This is a genomic window from Sphingobium sp. 22B, assembly GCF_001580035.1.
Lineage (GTDB): Bacteria > Pseudomonadota > Alphaproteobacteria > Sphingomonadales > Sphingomonadaceae > Sphingobium > Sphingobium fuliginis.
Genome location: NZ_LTAB01000035.1, coordinates 14793 through 33707, shown reverse-complemented (window position 1 = coordinate 33707; position 18915 = coordinate 14793). Strand labels below are relative to the sequence as shown.

The following is an 18915-nucleotide window of genomic DNA, read 5'->3' as shown; positions in this document are numbered from 1 at the left end:
TCCGGCCCGTCATTCCGGCCTGCGCCGGGATGACAGCCTCAGGGCTTAGTTCCGTGCCGCGTTGAGCCGGGCGATCTCGTCATGCAGCGCCTGGATCGATGACACCAGCCGCGCCCTGTCCGCCTGCATCTCCGCCAGCGCATCGCGCGTTTCGCCCAGTTCCAGCGCGCGGCGGGCGATCCGCGCGTCCAGTTCCGCATTATGCCGCGCCAGCGCACCGACCTGCTCCGCCCTTGCGCACAAATGGCGAAGCCGCGCATCCAGCAGGTCGAAATCGAAGGGCTTCACCACATGGTCGTCGGCCCCCGCATCCAGCGCGTCGACCGCGGACACCCTGTCGTTCCGCCCGCCGATCATGACGAAGCAGGCATTTTCGGCCAGTCCCGCCGCGCGGATCTTCCGCATCGTCGTCAGGCCGGGCAGCAGCGCCAGTCCCATGTCTATCAGGATGATGTCCACCGGCCGCGTGACCAGCATGTTGAGCGCGGTGAAGCCGCTTTCCGCCAGCGCGACGTCATAGCCCAGATGCGACAGCCGCCGGGCCACGACGGCGCGGGACGTGGCGTCTTCATCGACCAGCAGAAGGCGCAATCGCCGGGGCGCGCGTCCGCCGTCCGGACCCTGCGCCTGTTGCGGCCTGCTGATGCTGTCGCGTTTCCAGAATTGCATGACGTCCCACCTCTTGCCACCGCGCAGCATAGGATCGGCGGGCAAAGAAATGGTTAACGCGGCTCCGGCGCATAGGCGCGCAGGAAACAGTCCAGCCCATTGTCGACATCGGCCTCGATCTGCTCTGCCGTCGCCCGCTCGATCTGTCCCCAGACCAGCGACTGGTGACAGCCCGTAAGCATCAGCATCGTGAAGGTGCGCGCCGCCAGTTCGGGGTCTGCCCGGCGCAAAAGGCCGCGATCCATCGCCCTTTCCAGGAATTCGGCCACCAATCGCCGGGTATTGCCCGGTGCATGTTGGTAGAAGATCGCCCCCATTTCGGGAAAGCGGCCCGCTTCGGACGCCACCAGCCGGTATAGCGCGACGCTTTCGGGCGATGTGATCTTCGTCAGCAGGTTGACGCCCAGGGTCCGCAACGTGCCTGCAAGGTCGCCGTCGGGATCGAGGATTTCAGCGAGGCGCGATCGATAAGCGGTGGTCGCGTCGTCCAGAACGGCGGCGAACAGCTCTTCCTTGGACGGGAAATAGCTCCACAGGGTGCCCTTCGATCCGCCCAGCGCCGCGGCGATCCCCGACATGGTCGTCGCGGCATAGCCCTTTTCCATGAAGGAACGCGACGCGACCTTCAATATGGTCTTGCGCCGGTCGCGGCGCCGCGCTTCGCGGCGGCTGATCGGGGGAATGGGCTCCGTCATGAAATCGTACCATATAGTACGCTATTTTGGTTGACAAGGATTCGCATCAGGCGCAAAGGCTCATTTCATACTATTTGGTACGGTTTTATGCCCGTGAGTCGCCTTCCAAATCCCTTTCCCCCTTCCGCTCGCGCCGGGCTTCTTGCCGGGGGCGTGGCGCTGCTGTCGGCCTGTGCGGCGGTGCCCGACCTTGGCCCCCGGCCGGTCGTGCGCGCGCCCGCCAGCATCGCGGCGGATCGCAGCCTTCAGGCCGACGGTTCCGCGCAATGGCCGTCCGAAGGCTGGTGGAGGGGCTATGGCGATCCGCAACTGGACGCGCTGATCGAGGAAGGGCTGAAGGGTTCGCCGGACGTCAGCGCCGCCGCCGCCCGCTTCGCCCAGGCCAATGCCGCCGCGCAGCAGGCGGGCGCGCCGTTGCTGCCTTCGGTCGATCTGGACGCCAGCAGCGGCGTCACCAAATCCAGCTATAATATGGGGATGCCCAAGGAATTCGTTCCCAAGGGCTGGCTGGGTACCGGCCGGGTGGCGCTGGATTTCGGCTTCGACCTCGATCTGTGGGGCAGGAACCGGGCGGCGCTGGCGGCGGCGACTTCGGAAGCCCGCGCGGCGGAGATCGATGCGCGGCAGGCCCGGCTGGCGCTGGCGGCCGGCGTGGCCGACGCCTATGCCGATCTCGCCCGGCTCTATGACGAGCGTGACATTCAGGCCCGCGCGCTGGAAATCCGCACCGCCAGCCGGAAGCTGGTGGCGGACCGCCGCGCCAACGGGCTGGAAACGCGCGGCAGCGAGCGGCAGGCCGACGCCACCCTATTCTCCGCCAAGGCGCAGCTCGCCGCCGCCGACCAGGCGATTGCCGTCCGCCAGCATCAGATCGCCGCATTGATCGGCGCCGGACCCGACCGGGGTCTCGCCATTGCAAGGCCCCGGCTCGGCAGCCCCGGTCCGCTCGGCCTGCCGGCGGACGTCACCACCAATCTGGTCGCCCGCCGCCCCGATGTCGCCGCGGCGCTCGCCCGGACCGAAGCGGCGGCCAAGCGGATCAAGGTGGCGCGGGCCGACTTCTTTCCGGCCATTCGCCTGAGCGCGCTGATCGGCGTGCAATCGCTCGGCTATCAGACGGTGCTCCAGAACGGCGCCTTCTCCGGCGGATCGAGCTCCTTCGCGGACACGCTGTTCAAGAAGGATTCGCTGTTCGGCAATGCGGGGCCGGCGGTCAGCCTGCCGATCTTCCATGGCGGCGCGCTCAGCGGCCAGTATCGCGGCGTCCGCGCCGCCTATGAAGAGGCGGTGGCCAGCTATGACCGGACCGTCCTCGGCGCCTATCAACAGGTGGCCGACGCCGTGACCGGACGGCGGACGCTGGACCAGCGGCTGACCGATGCCCGCGCGGCGCTGACCGCGTCGGAGGAAGCCTATGACATCGCCCGCCAGCGCTATGAAGGCGGGCTCAACACCTATCTCGACGTGCTGAACGTGGAGGACCAGCTTCTGGCCGCCCGCCAGACCGTCGCGGAGCTGGAGGCCAGCGCCTTCACGCTCGACATCGCCCTCATCCGCGCGCTGGGCGGCGGCTTTGCCGCCAGCGATGCGCAGAACCCGCTCCAGTTGCCCAAGGATACGCCCCATGGCTGACGCCAAGCCCGAATTCACGTCCGAAGCGAGCAAGGCCGACGATGCGGCCGATGCCGCTGCCCGGCGCATGGAAACCCGCAGGAAATGGCTCGTGCGGCTGGCGCTGGTCATATTGGTCGTCGGCGCGGCCTATGCCCTCTGGTACCTGCTGGTCGGCCGCAACCATGTCAGCACCGACAATGCCTATGTGAATGCGGAAGTGGCGCAGGTGACGCCGCTCATTTCCGCCCAGGCGGTCGAAGTGCTGGTGACGGATACCCAGGCGGTCAAGCGCGGCGACATATTGGTGAAGCTCGACCCCACCAACGCCCGCATCGCCGTGGCGCAGGCGGAGGCCGACCTTGCCGAAGCCCGCCGCCGCTTCCGCCAGACCCTCGCGACCAGCGGTTCGCTGGCGGCGCAGGTGGAGGCGCGCGGCGCCGACATCAACCAGGCGCGGGCCCAGCTCGCGACGGCGCAGGCCGATTTCGACAAGGCGCGCATCGACCTCCGTCGGCGGGAGGCGCTGGCCCCCAACGGCGCCGTCTCGGGCGAGGAACTGACCAGCGCGCGCAAGGCCTATGCCGCGGCGCAGGCGGCGCTCGACCTGGCGAAGGCCGGGGTGGCGACGGCCGAGGCGACACGCGGCGCGGCCAGCGGCCAGCTTGCCGCCAATGACGCGCTGGTGCGCGGGTCGACCGTCGACACCGATCCCGCCGTGCTGGCCGCGAAGGCGAAGCTGGACAATGCCCGGCTCGACCTTGACCGCTCCATCATCCGCGCCCCGATCGACGGCGTCGTGACCCGGCGGTCGGTGCAGGTCGGCCAGCGCGTCGCGCAGGGCAGCCCGATCATGAGCATCGTGCCGCTCGCCCAGGTCTATGTCGACGCCAATTTCAAGGAACGCCAGCTCGGCCGGGTGAAGGTCGGCATGCCCGCCACGGTCACTTCGGACCTTTATGGCGGCGACGTCGTCTATCATGGCAAGGTGATCGGCTTCGCCGGCGGCACCGGCGCGTCGATGGCGCTGATCCCGGCGCAGAACGCCACCGGCAACTGGATCAAGGTGGTGCAGCGCCTGCCCGTGCGCATCGCGCTCGATCCCAGGGAACTGGCCGAACATCCCCTGCGCATCGGGCTTTCCATGGAAGCCGAAATCGACCTTTCGGGCGAATAGGGAGGCCCGTGGTGAGCCGCCCGGCCGAAACCTTCACGCTCCTGTCGCCCCGTCATCGCCTGCTGGCGGGGCTGACGCTGGCGCTCAGCAATTTCATGGTCGTGCTCGACCTTACCATCGCCAATGTCTCGGTGCCGCATATCGCGGGCAATCTGGGCATTTCCGCCGATCAGGGCACCTGGATCATCACCAGCTACGCCGTGGCGGAGGCGATCTGCGTGCCGCTGACCGGCTGGCTGGCGCAGCGTTTCGGCGCCGTGCGGCTGTTCACCTTCGGCATGCTGGGCTTCGGCCTGTTCTCCCTGCTGTGCGGCCTGTCCATGACGCTGGGCATGATCGTCGTCTGCCGCATCGGCCAGGGCCTGTGCGGCGGGCCGCTGATGCCGATGTCGCAGACCCTGCTGATGCGCATCTTCCCGCCGGAACAGCGCGGGCGCGTCATGGGGCTGTGGGCGATGACGACGCTGCTCGGCCCCGCGCTCGGTCCCATCGTCGGCGGCTATATCAGCGACAACTGGAGCTGGCACTGGATCTTCTTCATCAACCTGCCCATCGCGGCCCTGTGCGTCTTTGCCGCCATGGTGCTGCTGCCCCCGGTGGAGACGGATCGGATGAAGCTGCCCATCGACTATATCGGCCTTGCGCTGCTCATCTTCTGGATCGGCTGCCTTCAGATCATGCTGGACATCGGGCGCGACCATGACTGGTTCGGCGATCCGCTGATCGTCGCGCTGGCGGTGCTGGCGGCCATCGGCTTCTGCGTCTTCCTGATCTGGGAACTGACCGAGGAACATCCCATCGTCGACCTGCGCGTGTTCCGCCATATCGGCTTCACCTCCGGGGTGTTCACGCTCGCGCTCTGCTTCGGGGCCTATTTCGCGGGTATCGTCGTCATCCCGCAATGGCTGCAGATTTCGATGGGCTATACCGCCGCCTGGGCGGGGCTGGCGACGGCGTTCACGGCGATGACCGCCATGCTCGTGGCGCCCATTGTCGGGCGGCTGGTGAGCAAGGTCGACGTGCGCCTGATGATTTCGACCGGCGTCGCCTGGATCGGGCTGATGACGCTTTGGCGGGCGCACTGGACCACCGATGCGGACTTCTGGACGATCTCCCTTCCGCAACTGGCCCAGGGTTTCGGCATGCCCCTGTTCATGATCCCGCTGACGACGCTGACCCTGGGGTCGGTCCGGCCGGAGGAAACCGCCTCTGCGGCGGGCATGCAGAATTTCCTGCGCACGCTGGCCATTGCCATTTCCACGTCGATCGTGCTGACCGGCTGGGGGAACGGGCAGCGGGTGTGGCGCAATGAGGTGGTCGGGACGCTGCATGGCGACGCGACCATGGCCGACCTGGCCAGCCGCGGCTTCACGCAGGAACAGGCGCGGCAGACGGTGGGCAATCTGGTCGACGCCCAGTCGCAGGTGGTGTCGATGAACCATGTCTTCTTCATCGCCGCGCTGGTGCTGTTCCTGGCCGCCGCCGTGGTGTGGCTTGCCCCGCGCCCCACCGGCAATGTCGATCGTTCGGCGGCGCACTGACCGGCGCGCCTATTTCAGGCTGACCTCCCGGCCGATGCCGACCGCTTCCAGAAAGGCGGCGTCATGGCTGATCACGATCAACGCGCCGTCGAAGGCGGCAAGCCCCTGCTCGATGGCCGCGACGGAATCGAGATCGAGATGATTGGTCGGCTCGTCCAGCATCAGCAGCGGCGGCAATATGTCGCCGCCAAGCACGCAGGCGAGCCCGGCGCGCAACAACTGCCCGCCGCTGAGCGTCCCCACCCGCTGCAGCGCCAGATCGGCGCGGAACCGGAACCGCGCCAATGCCGCGCGCACGGCATTTTCGGTGGCGCGAGGGTGCAGCCGGGCGAAATTGGCGGCAATGCTGGCCCGCGGGTCGAGCAGGCCGACGCCCTGGTCCAGCAGCGCGCAATCGACCGATAGCTGCACCGTGCCGGACAGCGGCGGGATCAGACCGGCGATCAGCTTCAGCAGCGTCGATTTGCCCGCGCCATTGGGCCCGGTGACGGCAATCCGCTCCGGCCCGTCGATCCGCAGGCTGAAGTCGCGCAGCACCGGCGCATCGGCGCGATAGCCCGCCGACACCCTGTCGATCCGCACGATCTGCCGGTCAGCCTGCAATCCGGTCGAGGGCATGGCGACGGTCAGGCTTTCGACGATCTCGATCCGGCTGCGCGCCGCCTGCGCCGCCTCCTCCGCCTCCCGGCGCAGGCGGTCGGCCAATCGCGCGGCATCGCCGCCGGACCCTTCCGCCCGGTTCTTCCGCATGCCGATCAGGATGCGCGGCATGTCGCCCTTCGCACCCTTGCGCGCTCCGGCGGCGTCCCGGCGCTGCTTGCGCTCGGCTGCGATCTGCGTACGGCGGGCGATGTCCGTCATGCGCCGTTCGGCCTGTTCCAGTTGCTGGCCCGCCGCGGCGAGTTCGACGGCCTTGCGCTCGCGATAGGCGGTCCAGTTGCCGCCATAGCGCTGGATGCCAAGGCTCGTCAGTTCCGCAATGGCCTCCATCTGCTCCAGCAGCGCGCGGTCGTGGCTGACGACGATCGCGCCGGCCTTCCATCGCGAAAGCAGGTCGGACAGGGCAGCGCGCCCCTCGGCATCCAGATTGTTGGTCGGCTCGTCCAGCAACAGGAAGTCGGGCCGGGCAAAGGCCGCTCCGGCCAGCGCGGCGCGGCTGCGCTGGCCGCCGGACAAGGCCAGCAATGGCGTGTCGGGATCGGCCGCCAGCCCGACGGAGGCCAGCGCTTCCTCGATCCGCCCGGGCAGCGTCCAGTCGCAGGCCTCCAGCTCCGCCATATCGGCCTCGCCCCGCTCCGCCTTGCCGAGCAGAGCCAGCGCCTCCCGCGCGCCGAACAGGTCGGCAATGCGTTCCTCCGGGTCGACCTGAACGGTCTGGCGCAGCGTCGCGATGCCGCCGTCGATGCGGATCGTGCCGCTGGCGGGCGCGCGTTGCCCGGCGATCAGGGCGAGCAAGGTCGACTTGCCGACGCCATTGCGTCCGACAAGGCCGAGTCGTTCGGCGGTGAAACGAAAATCGAGCCCGGAAAGGACGGTCGTGCCGTCAGGCGCGGACCAGCCGAGCTGGGAAATGACGATGGAGGGCATGGACGGCAACTTTCCTGAGGGCAGAGCGATTGGGCTTTGCGATCAGATAGTTGTCCATGACGTCATCCTCCGGGAAACGGGCTCGGGGGATACAGCGGCGCGTCATCCTTGGCAACTGTCGTCGGTCGCGCCCGATTGACGCGGCGCAACATCGCGGCCACTGAGTGGCGAAAAAGGCTTGGGGTCTCATGCGAATCGTCATCATCGACGACAGCGGCCTGCGCGCGACGGTTCTGGAGGAAGGGCTGCGCGAGGCGGGCTATGACGATATTCATATCGTCCCCCCGCGCGGCGGATTCGTCGCGCGGCTGGAACGCATGGCCCCGGACGTCGTGCTGATGGACCTGGGCAGCCCCAGCCGCGATACGCTGGAGGAGATGCTGACGGTCAGCCGGGCGCTCGCCCGTCCCATCGCCATGTTCGTCGACCAGTCCGACGAGGCGATGATCGGCGCGGCCATCGACGCGGGCGTATCCGCCTATGTCGTCGACGGGCTGCGGAAGGAGAGGGTGAAGCCGGTGCTGGAACTGGCGGTGCGGCGCTTCAACGCCTTCGCGAAACTGCAGTCCGAACTGGACGAGGCGCGCACCGCGCTGTCCGACCGCAGGATCGTCGATCGCGCCAAGTCCATCCTGATGAGCCAGCGCGGCCTTTCGGAGCCGGACGCCTATGCGCTGTTGCGGTCGAGCGCGATGAATCAGGGAAAGAAGATCGTGGACGTCGCCCAGGCCCTCATCACCGCCAGCGACCTGTTGGGAGGGATGTGATGACGACCGACCTGCGCATCGCCTTCCTGCCGCTGACCGACGCCGCCGTATTGGCGGTGGCGCGGGAAAGGGGCTTCGCGGAGGAGGAGGGGCTGCATCTCGACCTCGTCCGCACGACAAGCTGGGCGACGTCGCGCGACCGGCTGGTGTTCGGCCAGGTGCAGGCCGCCCATATGCTGGCGCCGCTCGCCGTCGCCGTGACCCTGGGGTTGAGCCAGCAGGCCGCGCCGCTTGCCGCGCCCTACAAGCTCAACGTCAACGGCAACATGCTGGTGATGGCGAGCGCGTTCGCGCAGGCGCTGGACCCGGACATAGCGGCGCGGCTGGACGATCCGCTGGGCACCGCGCATGATTTCGCGGCGGCCATCGGCCTCTGGAAGCGCAAGCCGGTGATCGGCGTCGTCCATCGCTTTTCCAGCCATTCCGTCATGCTGCGCTACTGGCTGGCGAGCGCGGGGGTCGATCCGGATCGCGACGTCATCCTGCGCGTGCTTCCCCCCTCGCTGACGGTGGAGGCGATCGGGGCGGGGGAGATTGACGGCTTCATCGCGGGCGAACCCTGGGGCAGCGCGGCCGTGGATGCAGGGCTGGCCGAAGCCGTGGCCATTGGCGAGCGCATCTGGCGGCGCGGGGTGGAGAAGGTGCTGGCTTTCCGCACGCCCTGGCTGGAGGAGAATCCCGACAGCGTCGATCGGTTGCTGCGGGCGCTTGTGCGGGCGGCGGGCTGGTGCGACGACCCGGAAAATCAGGAGGCGCTGGCGCATCTTCTCTCGCGCCCCCAATATGTGGACCAGCCTGCGGAGGTGATCCTGCGCGCGCTGTCGGGCAGGATCGTGCCCCGCATCGACATGGCGCCGCTCTCCATGCCCGATTTCATGCTCTTCTCGCGGGAGGCGACGCCCTTTCCGTGGCGCAGCCAGGCGCTGTGGATCTATTCGCAGCTCGTCCGCTGGAAGATGGTGGACCATAGCGCGGACAATGCCGCCCGGGCCGCGTCGGTGTTCCGGCCGGACATCTTCCGCCGGGCGCTGGCGGACAGCGACGTCGCGATGCCGGGCGCCAGCATGAAGGTGGAAGGGGCGGTGGCCTCTCCGCTCGCGGTGGGATCGAAACGGGGCGAACTGACGCTGGGGCCGGACCGTTTCTTCGACGGCCGGATATTCGATCCGGAGCGGATCGAGGATTTCCTCGCCAGCTTCTGAAAACCCACCCTCGCGCTCGCCAATTTGTGCCTTGCAACATGGATCGAATCGCGAGATAAGATGAGAGTCGCGCGACGAGGCGCGTTTTCCGGGATGAGCCCTTCCCAAGGTCGGGATCGCGTTCTCCCTCCGATCATACAGCAAAGCCGCTGGCCGGATTTCGCAGGAGCGAGGTCCGGAAGCGGCTTTTTTCGTGCCCATTTCACAAGATTCGAGGGACGTCATCATGGCAACTGCATATTGGGAGCGTCCGGAGGACCAGGCTCCGGGGGTTGAAGGAGAAGCCGGCCAGACCAGTTTCTGGAAGGCCGGGCACACGCCCACGCTCATCGCCGCTTTCCTCTATTTCGACCTTGCCTTCATGGTGTGGGTGCTGCTGGGGCCGCTGGCGCCCTCCATCTCCAAAAGCCTGGGCCTGACGCCGGCCGAAAAGGGGCTGATGGTCGCCGTCCCGACTTTGGCGGGCGCCGTGCTGCGGGTCGTCAACGGCCTGCTGGTCGATCGGATCGGCTGCAAGCAGGCGGGGGCGATCAGCCAGGCGATCGTCATCCTCGGCCTCTTCACGGCATGGCTTCTCGGCGTCGACAGCTTCGGCGGCACGCTGGCGCTGGGCGTGATCCTGGGCTTTGCCGGGGCCAGCTTCGCGATCGCGCTGCCGCTCGCCAGCCGCTGGTATCCCGCCGAACATCAGGGCAAGGCGATGGGCCTTGCGGGCATGGGCAATTCCGGCACGGTGCTGGCGTCGCTGTTCGCGCCGATGCTGGCCAGGCTGTTCGGCTGGAACGCGGTGCTGGGCCTTGCCTGCATTCCGCTGACCATCGTCTTCATCCTCTATATGGTCATGGCCCGTAACGCGCCCGATGCGCCCGCGCCCAAGCGGCTGGTCGATTATTTCCATCCGCTGAAAAGCGCCGACGCCTGGTGGCTGATGGGCTTCTACTCGGTGACCTTCGGCGGTTTCGTGGGACTGGCCGCCTCGCTGCCGATCTACTTCACCGATCAATTCGGCCTTACCCCGGTGGTCGCGGGCTATTGCACCGCCGGCTGCGTCTTCGCCGGGTCGCTGGTGCGCCCGATGGGCGGCGCCCTGGCCGACCGGATCGGCGGCGTCAAGGCGCTGATGATGGTCTATATCGCTGCCGCGCTGGCTCTGGCGGGCGTCGCCTATGCGCCGACGCTGCTCTCCGCCCTGGGCTTCTTCGTCGCCGCGATGCTGGCGCTGGGCGTCGGCAACGGCGCGGTCTTCCAGCTCGTGCCGCAGCGCTTTCAGGCGGAAATCGGCGTCATGACCGGGCTGGTCGGCATGGCGGGCGGCATTGGCGGCTTCTATCTCGCCTCGTCGCTGGGCATCGCCAGGCAGTTCACCGGCAGCTTCGCGCCCGGCTTCCTGATCTTCGCGGGCCTTGCGCTGGCCGCCTTTCTCGGCATCACGCTGGTCCGCGCCCGCTGGCGCGCGACCTGGACCGGCGCGGCGCGCATCTGATCGGCTTACGGCAAGGAGAGGGAGGCGGCGGCCCACGACAGGCCGCCGCCCTTTTCGCGCCTGCGGCAAGGCGCAGGGACGCCGCAACAAAAATACATCGTGCTGCGAGGAATCGCTTGACCCGAATCGTCAAGAGCATATGCTGCAATGCAAGGGACAGGGTTGTCCTTCTTCCATAGCCGCGGTGGTCCACAGACGGACGATCAAGGCGCTTATGATGGCAAGGCCGCCATCCAGACTTCCGGTTTCAGGACCGGGGGTCCGGATGGCGGCCTTTTTCTTTTCTGGAGTCGAAGGATGGATTTTCAGAACAACGCCGGACCGGAAACGGCCAGTGAAGAGGCGCTCTTCATGCCTTCGGACGATGTTCGCGAACATCTGGTGGTGGTGGGCAACGGCATGGCCGGCTGCCGCGCGGTCGAGGAACTGCTGGCGCGGGACAGGGACCGTTACCGCGTCACCATCTTCGGCGCGGAGCCCCATGTAAATTATAACCGCATCATGCTCTCGCCGGTTCTGGCCGGGGAAAAGAGCTTCGACGACATCATCATCAACAGCCGCGACTGGTACAGCGACAACAATATCGAACTGATCGCGGGCGATCCGGTGACGGCGATAGACCGCGCCGGAAAGACCGTCACGAGCCAATCGGGTCGCACCGTCGGCTATGACAAGCTGCTCATCGCCACCGGGTCGGACCCCTTCATCATCCCGGTTCCGGGGAAGGACCTGCCCGGCGTCATCAGCTTCCGCGACATGAAGGATGTCGACGCCATGCTGGAGGCCGCCGGAAAGGGCGGCGACGCGGTGGTGATCGGCGGCGGCCTGCTCGGCCTCGAAGCCGCACATGGCCTGACCCTGCGCGGCATGAAGGTGACCGTCATCCACCTCATGGACACGCTGATGGAGCGGCAGCTCGACGAAGCGGCGGGCTGGCTGCTGAAGTCGGCTCTGGAGGGCCGGGGCCAGACCATCCTGACCGGCGCCAACACCGAATCTATCTATGGCGACGGCAAGGTCGAGGGCGTCCGGCTGAAGGACGGCCGCGAAATCCCCGCCAGTCTGGTGGTGATGGCGGTGGGCATCCGTCCCTCGACCGCTCTCGCCCGCGAAGCCGGGCTGGAGGTCGATCGCGGCATCAGGGTCGACGACCATATGGTCACCAGCGACCCCGATATTCTCGCTGTCGGCGAATGCGTCGAGCATGACGGCAATGTCTACGGCCTCGTTGCCCCGCTGTGGGAGATGTGCCGCAGCCTCGCTGACGGCCTGACCGACCGGCATAGCGGCTACAGGGGTTCCGTCACCTCCACCAAGCTCAAGGTCGCGGGTCTGGACGTCTTCTCCGCCGGCGACTTTTCGGGCGGAGAGGGGTGCGAGGACATCGTCCTGCGCGACGCCTCGCGCGGGATCTACAAGCGCGTCGTCGTCAGGAACGACAGGATCGTCGGCGCGGTGCTCTATGGCGACACGGTCGATGGCGGCTGGTATTTCGACCTGCTGAAGCGCGAGGAGGATGTCAGCGGCATTCGCGACCTGCTGATCTTCGGTCAGGCTTATGCCGCCCTTGGCGCCTCGGGAGGGGGCGCGCTGGACCCTAAGGCGGCCGTTGCGGCGCTCTCGGACGATGCCGAGATCTGCGGCTGCAACGGCGTAGCCAAGGGCCAGGTGGTCGCCTGCATCGAAAAGGGCGCGTGCAGCCTCGACGCGGTGCGCGCCACCTGCAAGGCGTCGGCGAGCTGCGGCTCCTGCACCGGCCTTGTCGAAAATCTGCTGAGCGTCGTGCTGGGCGATGAGGTCCAGTCCGGCCCGAAGACCCTGTGCAAATGCACCAGCTTCACCCATGACGATGTCCGGCGGGAAATCGTGGCGCAGAATATGCGCTCCATCCCGGAAGTCATGCAACTGCTGCACTGGTCGACGCCGGACGGCTGCTCCTCCTGCCGCCCCGCGCTGAACTATTATCTGCTCTGCGCGCTGCCGGGCGAATATCGGGACGACCAGCAGAGCCGCTTCGTCAACGAACGGATGCACGCCAACATCCAGAAGGACGGCACCTATTCGGTCGTGCCGCGCATGTGGGGCGGCCTCACCAGCCCCAGGGAACTGCGCGCCATCGCCGACGTGGTCGAGAAGTACAACGCGCCCATGGTGAAGGTGACGGGCGGCCAGCGGCTCGACATCTTCGGCATCAGGAAGGAAGACCTGCCCGCCGTCTGGGCCGATCTCAACGCCGCCGGCATGGTGTCGGGCCATGCCTATGGCAAGTCGCTGCGCACGGTGAAGACCTGCGTCGGGTCCGAATGGTGCCGCTTCGGCACGCAGGATTCCACGGGCTTGGGGGTCAGGATCGAGCGGATGACCTGGGGATCGTGGATGCCCCACAAGTTCAAGATCGCGGCGTCGGGCTGCCCCCGCAACTGCGCCGAAGCAACGATCAAGGATTTCGGCGTGGTCTGCGTCGACTCGGGCTATGAACTGCATGTCGGCGGCAATGGCGGCATCCATGTCCGCGCCACCGACCTGCTGTGCAAGGTTTCGACCGAGCAGGAGGCGCTCGATCATTGCGCCGCCTTCATCCAGCTCTACCGCGAGGAAGCCCGCTATCTGGAGCGCACCGCGCCGTGGATAGAGCGCGTCGGCGTCGACTATGTGAAACAGCGGATCGTCGAGGACGAAGCAGGCCGCGAGGCGCTCCGCAGCCGCTTCCTCTATTCGCAGAGCTTCTCCCAGGATGATCCCTGGGCGCAGCGCGCAGCCGGTGCGGACAGCGAACTGCACCAGCCCCTCGAATCCCCAATGCCCTTTGGCGCCATCGCTGCGGAGTGAACGACATGACCGACTGGATCGACATCGGAACGCTGGCCGACATTCCCCAGCGCGGCGCCCGCACGGTGCGGATTGCCGGGCAGAAGGAAATCGCTGTCTTCCGCACCGGCGACGACCAAGTCTTCGCGCTGGTCAACGAATGCCCGCACAAGAAAGGCCCGCTGAGTCAGGGCATCGTTCACGGCCACAGCGTCGCCTGCCCGCTGCACAATTGGAACATCGCGCTCAAGACGGGTGAAGCGCAGGGCAATGACGAGGGCTGCACCCCGACCGTCGCGGTCAAGCAGGAGGGCGGCCGCATCCTCATCGCCCGCCCGGCCTCGCTCAAGGCGGCTGCATGAAGGCCAATCTCCTTTCTCCCCTCCCTTTCAAGGGAGGGGCTATGACAAATGTCCGCACCACCTGCGCCTATTGCGGCGTCGGCTGCGGCATTTCGGCCACGCCGACCGGGCCTCGCTCGGCCGAAATCAAGGGCGATGAGGCGCATCCCGCCAATGCCGGCCGCCTCTGTTCCAAGGGCACGCATCTGGGCGAGACGGTGGGCCTGACCGGCCGCCTGCTGCACCCGATGATCGGCAACAGGCGCGCAAGCTGGGACAAGGCGCTGGACCTGGTAGCGCGGAAATTCCGCGAAACCATCGACCGCCACGGTCCCGACAGCGTGGCCTTCTACGTCTCCGGCCAGCTCATGACCGAGGATTATTATGTCGCCAACAAGCTGATGAAGGGCTTTATCGGTTCGGCGAACATCGACACCAACAGCCGCCTCTGCATGTCGAGCGCGGTCGCCGGGCACAATCGCGCCTTTGGCGAGGATGTGGTGCCCGCGACCTATGACGATCTGGACGAAGCGGACCTGATCGTGCTGGTCGGCTCCAACACCGCATGGTGCCACCCGATCGTCTACCAGCGCATCCAGGCGGCCCGCGCCGCGCGCGGGACGAAGCTGGTCGTCATCGATCCGCGCCGCACCGAAAGCTGCGAAGGCGCGGACCTGCATCTGCCGGTGAAGCCCGGCACCGACGTTGCCCTGATGAACGGCCTGCTGGCCTGGATAGCGCAGCAGGGGCTCACCGATCCGGCCTTCCTCGCCGATCATGTCAGCGCGCCCGAGGGTTTCTGGGAACATGTCCGCACCGGGCACGATCTCTGGACGACCGCGAAGACCTGCGACGTCGCGCCCGCGCTGCTGGAGCAGTTCTACACGCTGTTCGCCGCCACGCCGCGCACGGTGACGCTGTTCAGCCAGGGCATCAACCAGTCGATCCGCGGCACCGATCAGGTGAACGCGATCATCAACGTCCACCTCGCCACCGGCCGCATCGGCAAGCCGGGCGCGGCGCCCTTCTCGATCACCGGCCAGCCCAACGCCATGGGCGGTCGGGAGGTCGGCGGCCTTGCCTCCAGCCTTGCCGCCCATATGGATTTCGCGCCGGAAAATGTAGAGCGGGTGGGCCGCTTCTGGGCCGCCCCCGCCATGGCCACCAAGCCGGGCCTGAAAGCCGTCGACCTGTTCCGCGCCATCAACGAAGGCCGGATCAAGGCGCTCTGGATCATGGCGACCAACCCCGCCGTCTCCATGCCCGACGCGGGCCGCGTGCGCGAGGCGCTGGAGGCGATCCCCTTCCTCGTCGTGTCGGACATCATGGCCGACACCGACAGCAGCACGCATGCCCATGTCCGCCTGCCCGCCGCCGGCTGGGGGGAAAAGGACGGCACCGTCACCAATTCGGACCGCACGATCAGCCGCCAGCGTCCCTTCCTGCCGCTGCCCGGAGAGGCGAAGCCGGACTGGTGGATCGTCAAGGAGGTCGCGCGCCGCATGGGGTGGCGCAATGCCTTCGCCTATGATCGGCCCGCCGACATCTGGCGCGAACATGCGCGGCTCACCGCTTATGGCAATGATGGGCAGCGGGTGCTCAACCTGCGCGCCTGGGCCGCCATCGGCAATGATGCCTATGACGCCATGGAGCCGTTCCGCTGGGGCGGCACGCCCTTTGCCGACGGCCGCTTCCCGACGCCGGACGGCCGGGCGCGGCTGGTCCTGACGAAGCAGATGGACATGCAGGAGCCGCTGAAACAGTGGCCGATGACGCTCAACACCGGCCGTTATCGCGACCAGTGGCACACGATGAGCCGCACCGGCCTGTCCCCTAAACTCGCCCGCCATCGCGAAGAGCCGCTGGTGGAAATCCACCCGCGGGACGCGGCGGCGCTGGGGATTGCCGACCGCGACCTTGCTCGCGTCGAGACGGCGCAGGGCAACAGCATCTTCCGCGTCAGCCTGAACGAAGGCCAGCGGCGCGGCGAAATCTTCACCCCGATCCACTGGACGGACCAGACGTCCAGCGGCGGGCGCACCGGCCTGCTCCCGCGTCCGCTGGTCGATCCCCATTCGGGCCAGCCCGGCTTCAAATCCACCCCGGCCAGCATCGGGAAGGTCGCGACCGAGTGGAGCGGTTTCCTCATCCTGCGCGATCGGGAAGGGATCGGGCAGCCGGTGAAGCTGCCCTGCCTCTGGTCCACCCGGATCGCCGTGCCGGGCGGCGCGCTCTACGAAATCGCCGGCAATGGCGACCCCGCCCGCCTCGACGTCTTTCTTCCGAAGGGCGACCGCGTCGAGGCGATGGACGCATCGCGCGGCACCCGCCGCATCGCGACCATCGGCGAAGGCAGGCTGAACGGCGTGCTGTTCGTGACGCGCAGCGGCCTGCTGCCCTCGCGCGACTGGCTGATCGGCCAGTTGCAGGCAGAGGGGGTGGGCGGCTCCGTCCTCGCGGCGCGGGGACCGGGCGCCGCTGGAGACAAGGGCGCGACCGTCTGCGTCTGCTTCGACATCGGCCTCAACCAGATCGTCGCCGCGATCCGCGAACGGCAACTGGTCGATGTGCCCGCCATCGGCAGGGCGCTGGGCGCGGGCACCAATTGCGGATCGTGCCGGCCCGCGCTCGCCAACATCCTTGCCCAAAACATGCAGGAGACGCTTCATGCAGCCGAATGATCTTATCGCCCCCGGACAGGTCTGGCTGGTCGGCGCGGGGCCGGGCGATCCGGACCTGCTCACCCGCAAGGCCGAAAGGCTGATCGCGGCGGCGGACGTCGTCTTCCACGACGCGCTGGTCGGGCCGGGCGTGATCGACCTCATCCCCCCAGGCGTCGAGCGGGTCAGCGTCGGCAAGCGTTCGGGCCGCCATTCGAAGGCGCAGGGCAGCATCAACGACCTGCTGCTCGCGGCCGCCAGGGCGGGCCGCCGCGTCGTCCGCCTCAAGGGCGGCGACCCCTCGGTCTTCGGCCGCTCGGCGGAGGAGATGGCCCATCTGGCGGAGGCGGGCGTTGCCGTGCGCATCTGCCCCGGCGTCACCACGGCCAGCGCGGCGGCGGCGAGCGGCCATGCCTCGCTCACCCTGCGCGGCGTGGCGCGGGGATTGACGCTGGTGACCGCGCATCTGAAGGCGGGCGAGCCGCTGCGGCTCGACTGGGAAGCGCTGGCCCGTCCGGACGGCACGCTCGGCATCTATATGGGCCGCGCGGCGGCGGGCGAGATCGGCCGCTGCCTGATCGCCGCCGGACGCGATCCCGAAACGCCGGTGATGGTGGCGGTCAACGTCTCCCTGCCCAATGAACGCCTGATCCGCGGCAAGCTGTCGGCGCTCGCCTTTCTGGTGCGGACGATCAGCGACGACGACCCGACCCTGCTGCTGATCGGGGAGGCGGTGGCCGGGACGCATGCGCCTGCCGACCTCGCCGCGCATGTTGGCCTTCACGCCTGACGACCGTCTCGACCCGGCCGGGTGAGTCTCTCCAGATCCTCCGGCCGGTTGATGTTGGGCAGCACGAACTCCGGCCGCTCCACGATCCGCGCGCCCACCCGCTCCAGCCAGCCACGGATCGACCGGTTATTCTCCTCCGCCAGATGCGCGTCCAACTCGCCAGCCAGGGAAGCAGGCCAGAAGCCGATCAGCTGCTGCCCCTTGAGGATGGCGGCTCCCTGTCCGATCAACGCCTCCGCCAGCCCGTCCGGATAGGCGGGCACGTCGCATCCGGTCGTCAGCACCGCGTCATAACCCTGCGCCCGCGCATGATGCAGCGCCGCGTTCAAGCCCCCCAGCGGCCCCATGTCCGCAGCCGGCCGATCCGCCAGCCCGATCATCCCCTCCACCTGCCGGCCGCAGACCGCCACGGTTTCGACCTGCCGCCCCAACGCCGCCACCGCATGCTCCAGCAGGCTGCGCCCATCCAGCATCGCCCGCGCCTTGTCGCTGCCGAACCGGCTGGACCGCCCGCCGGCCAGAACCGCCCCCATCAGCCGCATCATGCGCCGCCCGCGATGATCCGGGCATAGCTGTCGGGATCGACATTGCTGCCGGAGATCACCACGACGCTCGCCCCGTCGGCATCCGGAGCCAGCCCGGCCAGCATCGCCGCCAGCGACGCGGCCCCGCCCGGCTCCACCACCAGCTTGAGCGCCGAAAAGGCAAAGCGCATCGCGTCGCGCACCTGATCGTCGCTCACCGCAAGGCCGCCCGACAGATAGGCCCGGTTGATGGGAAAGGTCAGCGCCCCCGGCGCGGGAGACAGCAGGGCGTCGCAGATCGACCGCGCATCGGGCGATACGCTTTCCCGCACGCCGCTCGCCAGCGAGCGCGCCGTGTCGTCGAACGCTTCCGGCTCCACCGCCAGGATCGCGACGCCGGGCTGGCGCGCCTTCACGGCGGTCGCAATTCCCGACACCATGCCGCCGCCGCCGCAATTGACGAGGATCTGGCCGATCTCCGCCCCTGCTTCGGCGGCCTGTTCCATGATCTCCAGCCCGATCGTGCCCTGGCCGGCCATGATGAAGGGATCGTCGAAGGACGGCACCAGCACCGCGCCCCGTTCGTTCGCCAGCCTCGTGGCGATTTCCTCCCGGCTTTGGGTGAAGCGGTCATAGAGCACGACATCGGCGCCCAGCGCCCGCGTATTCGCCGTCTTGATCGCGGGCGCGTCGGCCGGCATCACGATCGTCGCCGCCATGCCCAGCAACCGCGCCGCAAGGGCAACGCCCTGCGCATGATTGCCCGAAGACCAGGCGACGACCCCCGCCTTCCGCTCCGCCGCGTCCAGGCGGGCCAGCCGGTTGTAGGCGCCGCGGAACTTGAACGATCCGCTGTGCTGCGCGCCTTCGAACTTCACCAGCACGCACCGGCCGCAGCGGGCGTTGAGCGCCGCATTTTCCAGCAGCGGCGTGCGGATGGCGGCAGGGGCGATGACCCGCGCCGCATCCTCGACATCGGCGGGGCTGATGGCGAACGGCATGTAATCTCCTTCCATGGCTGCCTCTTGGCATGGCCGCCGCTTTCCCTTATGGCGCGGGA

Annotated in this window: 15 protein-coding genes; 10 read left to right on the top strand and 5 right to left on the bottom strand. The window is 68.0% G+C overall.

Features of this window, described 5'->3' with window-relative positions; genetic code table 11:
• Positions 1–45: 45 nt before the first annotated feature.
• Complete coding sequence (locus A0J57_RS21880; protein WP_048575479.1) at positions 46–669, bottom strand: response regulator transcription factor; 624 nt, start codon at positions 667–669, stop codon at positions 46–48.
• Between the two features lie 53 nt (positions 670–722).
• On the bottom strand, positions 723–1364 hold the full coding sequence (locus A0J57_RS21875; protein ID WP_025547049.1) for a TetR/AcrR family transcriptional regulator: 642 nt from the start codon (positions 1362–1364) through the stop codon (positions 723–725).
• Positions 1365–1451: 87 nt separating this feature from the next.
• On the opposite strand from A0J57_RS21875, the gene A0J57_RS21870 reads away from it, so the two are divergent.
• The 3 genes from A0J57_RS21870 to A0J57_RS21860 are packed head-to-tail and all read left to right on the top strand — an operon-like array spanning position 1452 to position 5693.
• Positions 1452–2996, top strand: a complete 1545-nt coding sequence (locus A0J57_RS21870; RefSeq protein WP_061939666.1) for an efflux transporter outer membrane subunit — start codon at positions 1452–1454, stop codon at positions 2994–2996.
• A complete protein-coding gene (locus A0J57_RS21865) occupies positions 2989–4152 on the top strand; it encodes an EmrA/EmrK family multidrug efflux transporter periplasmic adaptor subunit (protein ID WP_048575462.1) in 1164 nt (387 codons plus the stop codon). Before A0J57_RS21870 ends, A0J57_RS21865 begins: the two co-directional genes overlap by 8 nt.
• An 11-nt stretch (positions 4153–4163) precedes the next feature.
• A complete protein-coding gene (locus tag A0J57_RS21860) occupies positions 4164–5693 on the top strand; it encodes a DHA2 family efflux MFS transporter permease subunit (protein ID WP_025547043.1) in 1530 nt (509 codons plus the stop codon).
• 9 nt (positions 5694–5702) lie between these two features.
• Here the strand turns inward: A0J57_RS21860 and A0J57_RS21855 are convergent, their stop codons facing one another.
• A complete protein-coding gene (locus A0J57_RS21855; protein WP_061939664.1) occupies positions 5703–7280 on the bottom strand; it encodes an ABC-F family ATP-binding cassette domain-containing protein in 1578 nt (525 codons plus the stop codon).
• Positions 7281–7468: 188 nt separating this feature from the next.
• Between A0J57_RS21855 and A0J57_RS21850 the strand changes: the two genes are divergently transcribed.
• The 7 genes from A0J57_RS21850 to cobA all read left to right on the top strand — a co-directional run bounded on the left by A0J57_RS21850 (position 7469) and on the right by cobA (position 17331).
• Positions 7469–8047 carry an ANTAR domain-containing response regulator gene (locus A0J57_RS21850; protein WP_025547041.1) on the top strand — a complete coding sequence of 193 codons (579 nt, stop codon included), beginning with the start codon at positions 7469–7471 and terminating at the stop codon, positions 8045–8047.
• Positions 8047–9249, top strand: a complete 1203-nt coding sequence (locus A0J57_RS21845; RefSeq protein ID WP_061939662.1) for an ABC transporter substrate-binding protein — start codon at positions 8047–8049, stop codon at positions 9247–9249. Before A0J57_RS21850 ends, A0J57_RS21845 begins: the two co-directional genes overlap by 1 nt.
• 226 nt (positions 9250–9475) lie before the next feature.
• Complete coding sequence (locus A0J57_RS21840; protein WP_025547037.1) at positions 9476–10732, top strand: NarK/NasA family nitrate transporter; 1257 nt, start codon at positions 9476–9478, stop codon at positions 10730–10732.
• 297 nt (positions 10733–11029) lie between these two features.
• Complete coding sequence (gene nirB / locus A0J57_RS21835) at positions 11030–13561, top strand: nitrite reductase large subunit NirB (protein WP_061939677.1); 2532 nt, start codon at positions 11030–11032, stop codon at positions 13559–13561.
• 5 nt (positions 13562–13566) lie between these two features.
• Positions 13567–13902, top strand: a complete 336-nt coding sequence (gene nirD, locus A0J57_RS21830; RefSeq protein WP_061939675.1) for a nitrite reductase small subunit NirD — start codon at positions 13567–13569, stop codon at positions 13900–13902.
• A 41-nt stretch (positions 13903–13943) separates the two neighbouring features.
• Positions 13944–16562, top strand: coding sequence for a nitrate reductase (locus A0J57_RS21825; protein WP_061939660.1), 2619 nt, complete (start codon positions 13944–13946; stop codon positions 16560–16562).
• The gene (cobA, locus tag A0J57_RS21820) at positions 16549–17331 is read left to right on the top strand and encodes a uroporphyrinogen-III C-methyltransferase (protein ID WP_061939658.1); all 783 of its coding nucleotides are present in this window, start codon (positions 16549–16551) and stop codon (positions 17329–17331) included. Before A0J57_RS21825 ends, cobA begins: the two co-directional genes overlap by 14 nt.
• Here the strand turns inward: cobA and A0J57_RS21815 are convergent.
• Together A0J57_RS21815 and A0J57_RS21810 are read right to left on the bottom strand one after the other, a co-directional pair.
• The gene (locus A0J57_RS21815; protein WP_082718793.1) at positions 17322–17873 is read right to left on the bottom strand and encodes a molybdenum cofactor guanylyltransferase; all 552 of its coding nucleotides are present in this window, start codon (positions 17871–17873) and stop codon (positions 17322–17324) included. The two genes, cobA and A0J57_RS21815, sit on opposite strands and share 10 nt — an antisense overlap.
• Positions 17873–18856 (bottom strand): threonine/serine dehydratase, encoded by a 984-nt coding sequence (locus A0J57_RS21810; RefSeq protein ID WP_061939656.1) that lies wholly within the window; start codon positions 18854–18856, stop codon positions 17873–17875. Before A0J57_RS21810 ends, A0J57_RS21815 begins: the two co-directional genes overlap by 1 nt.
• Between the last annotated feature and the right edge of the window lie 59 nt (positions 18857–18915).

Coding starts and splice junctions, on each gene's coding strand:
- A0J57_RS21880 (WP_048575479.1), bottom strand. CDS start 669: ATGCAATTCTGGAAACGCGACAGCATCAGCAGGCCGCAACAGGCGCAG.
- A0J57_RS21875 (WP_025547049.1), bottom strand. CDS start 1,364: ATGACGGAGCCCATTCCCCCGATCAGCCGCCGCGAAGCGCGGCGCCGC.
- A0J57_RS21870 (WP_061939666.1), top strand. CDS start 1,452: ATGCCCGTGAGTCGCCTTCCAAATCCCTTTCCCCCTTCCGCTCGCGCC.
- A0J57_RS21865 (WP_048575462.1), top strand. CDS start 2,989: ATGGCTGACGCCAAGCCCGAATTCACGTCCGAAGCGAGCAAGGCCGAC.
- A0J57_RS21855 (WP_061939664.1), bottom strand. CDS start 7,280: ATGCCCTCCATCGTCATTTCCCAGCTCGGCTGGTCCGCGCCTGACGGC.
- A0J57_RS21850 (WP_025547041.1), top strand. CDS start 7,469: ATGCGAATCGTCATCATCGACGACAGCGGCCTGCGCGCGACGGTTCTG.
- A0J57_RS21845 (WP_061939662.1), top strand. CDS start 8,047: ATGACGACCGACCTGCGCATCGCCTTCCTGCCGCTGACCGACGCCGCC.
- A0J57_RS21840 (WP_025547037.1), top strand. CDS start 9,476: ATGGCAACTGCATATTGGGAGCGTCCGGAGGACCAGGCTCCGGGGGTT.
- nirB (WP_061939677.1), top strand. CDS start 11,030: ATGGATTTTCAGAACAACGCCGGACCGGAAACGGCCAGTGAAGAGGCG.
- nirD (WP_061939675.1), top strand. CDS start 13,567: ATGACCGACTGGATCGACATCGGAACGCTGGCCGACATTCCCCAGCGC.
- A0J57_RS21825 (WP_061939660.1), top strand. CDS start 13,944: ATGACAAATGTCCGCACCACCTGCGCCTATTGCGGCGTCGGCTGCGGC.
- cobA (WP_061939658.1), top strand. CDS start 16,549: ATGCAGCCGAATGATCTTATCGCCCCCGGACAGGTCTGGCTGGTCGGC.
- A0J57_RS21815 (WP_082718793.1), bottom strand. CDS start 17,873: ATGCGGCTGATGGGGGCGGTTCTGGCCGGCGGGCGGTCCAGCCGGTTC.
- A0J57_RS21810 (WP_061939656.1), bottom strand. CDS start 18,856: ATGCCGTTCGCCATCAGCCCCGCCGATGTCGAGGATGCGGCGCGGGTC.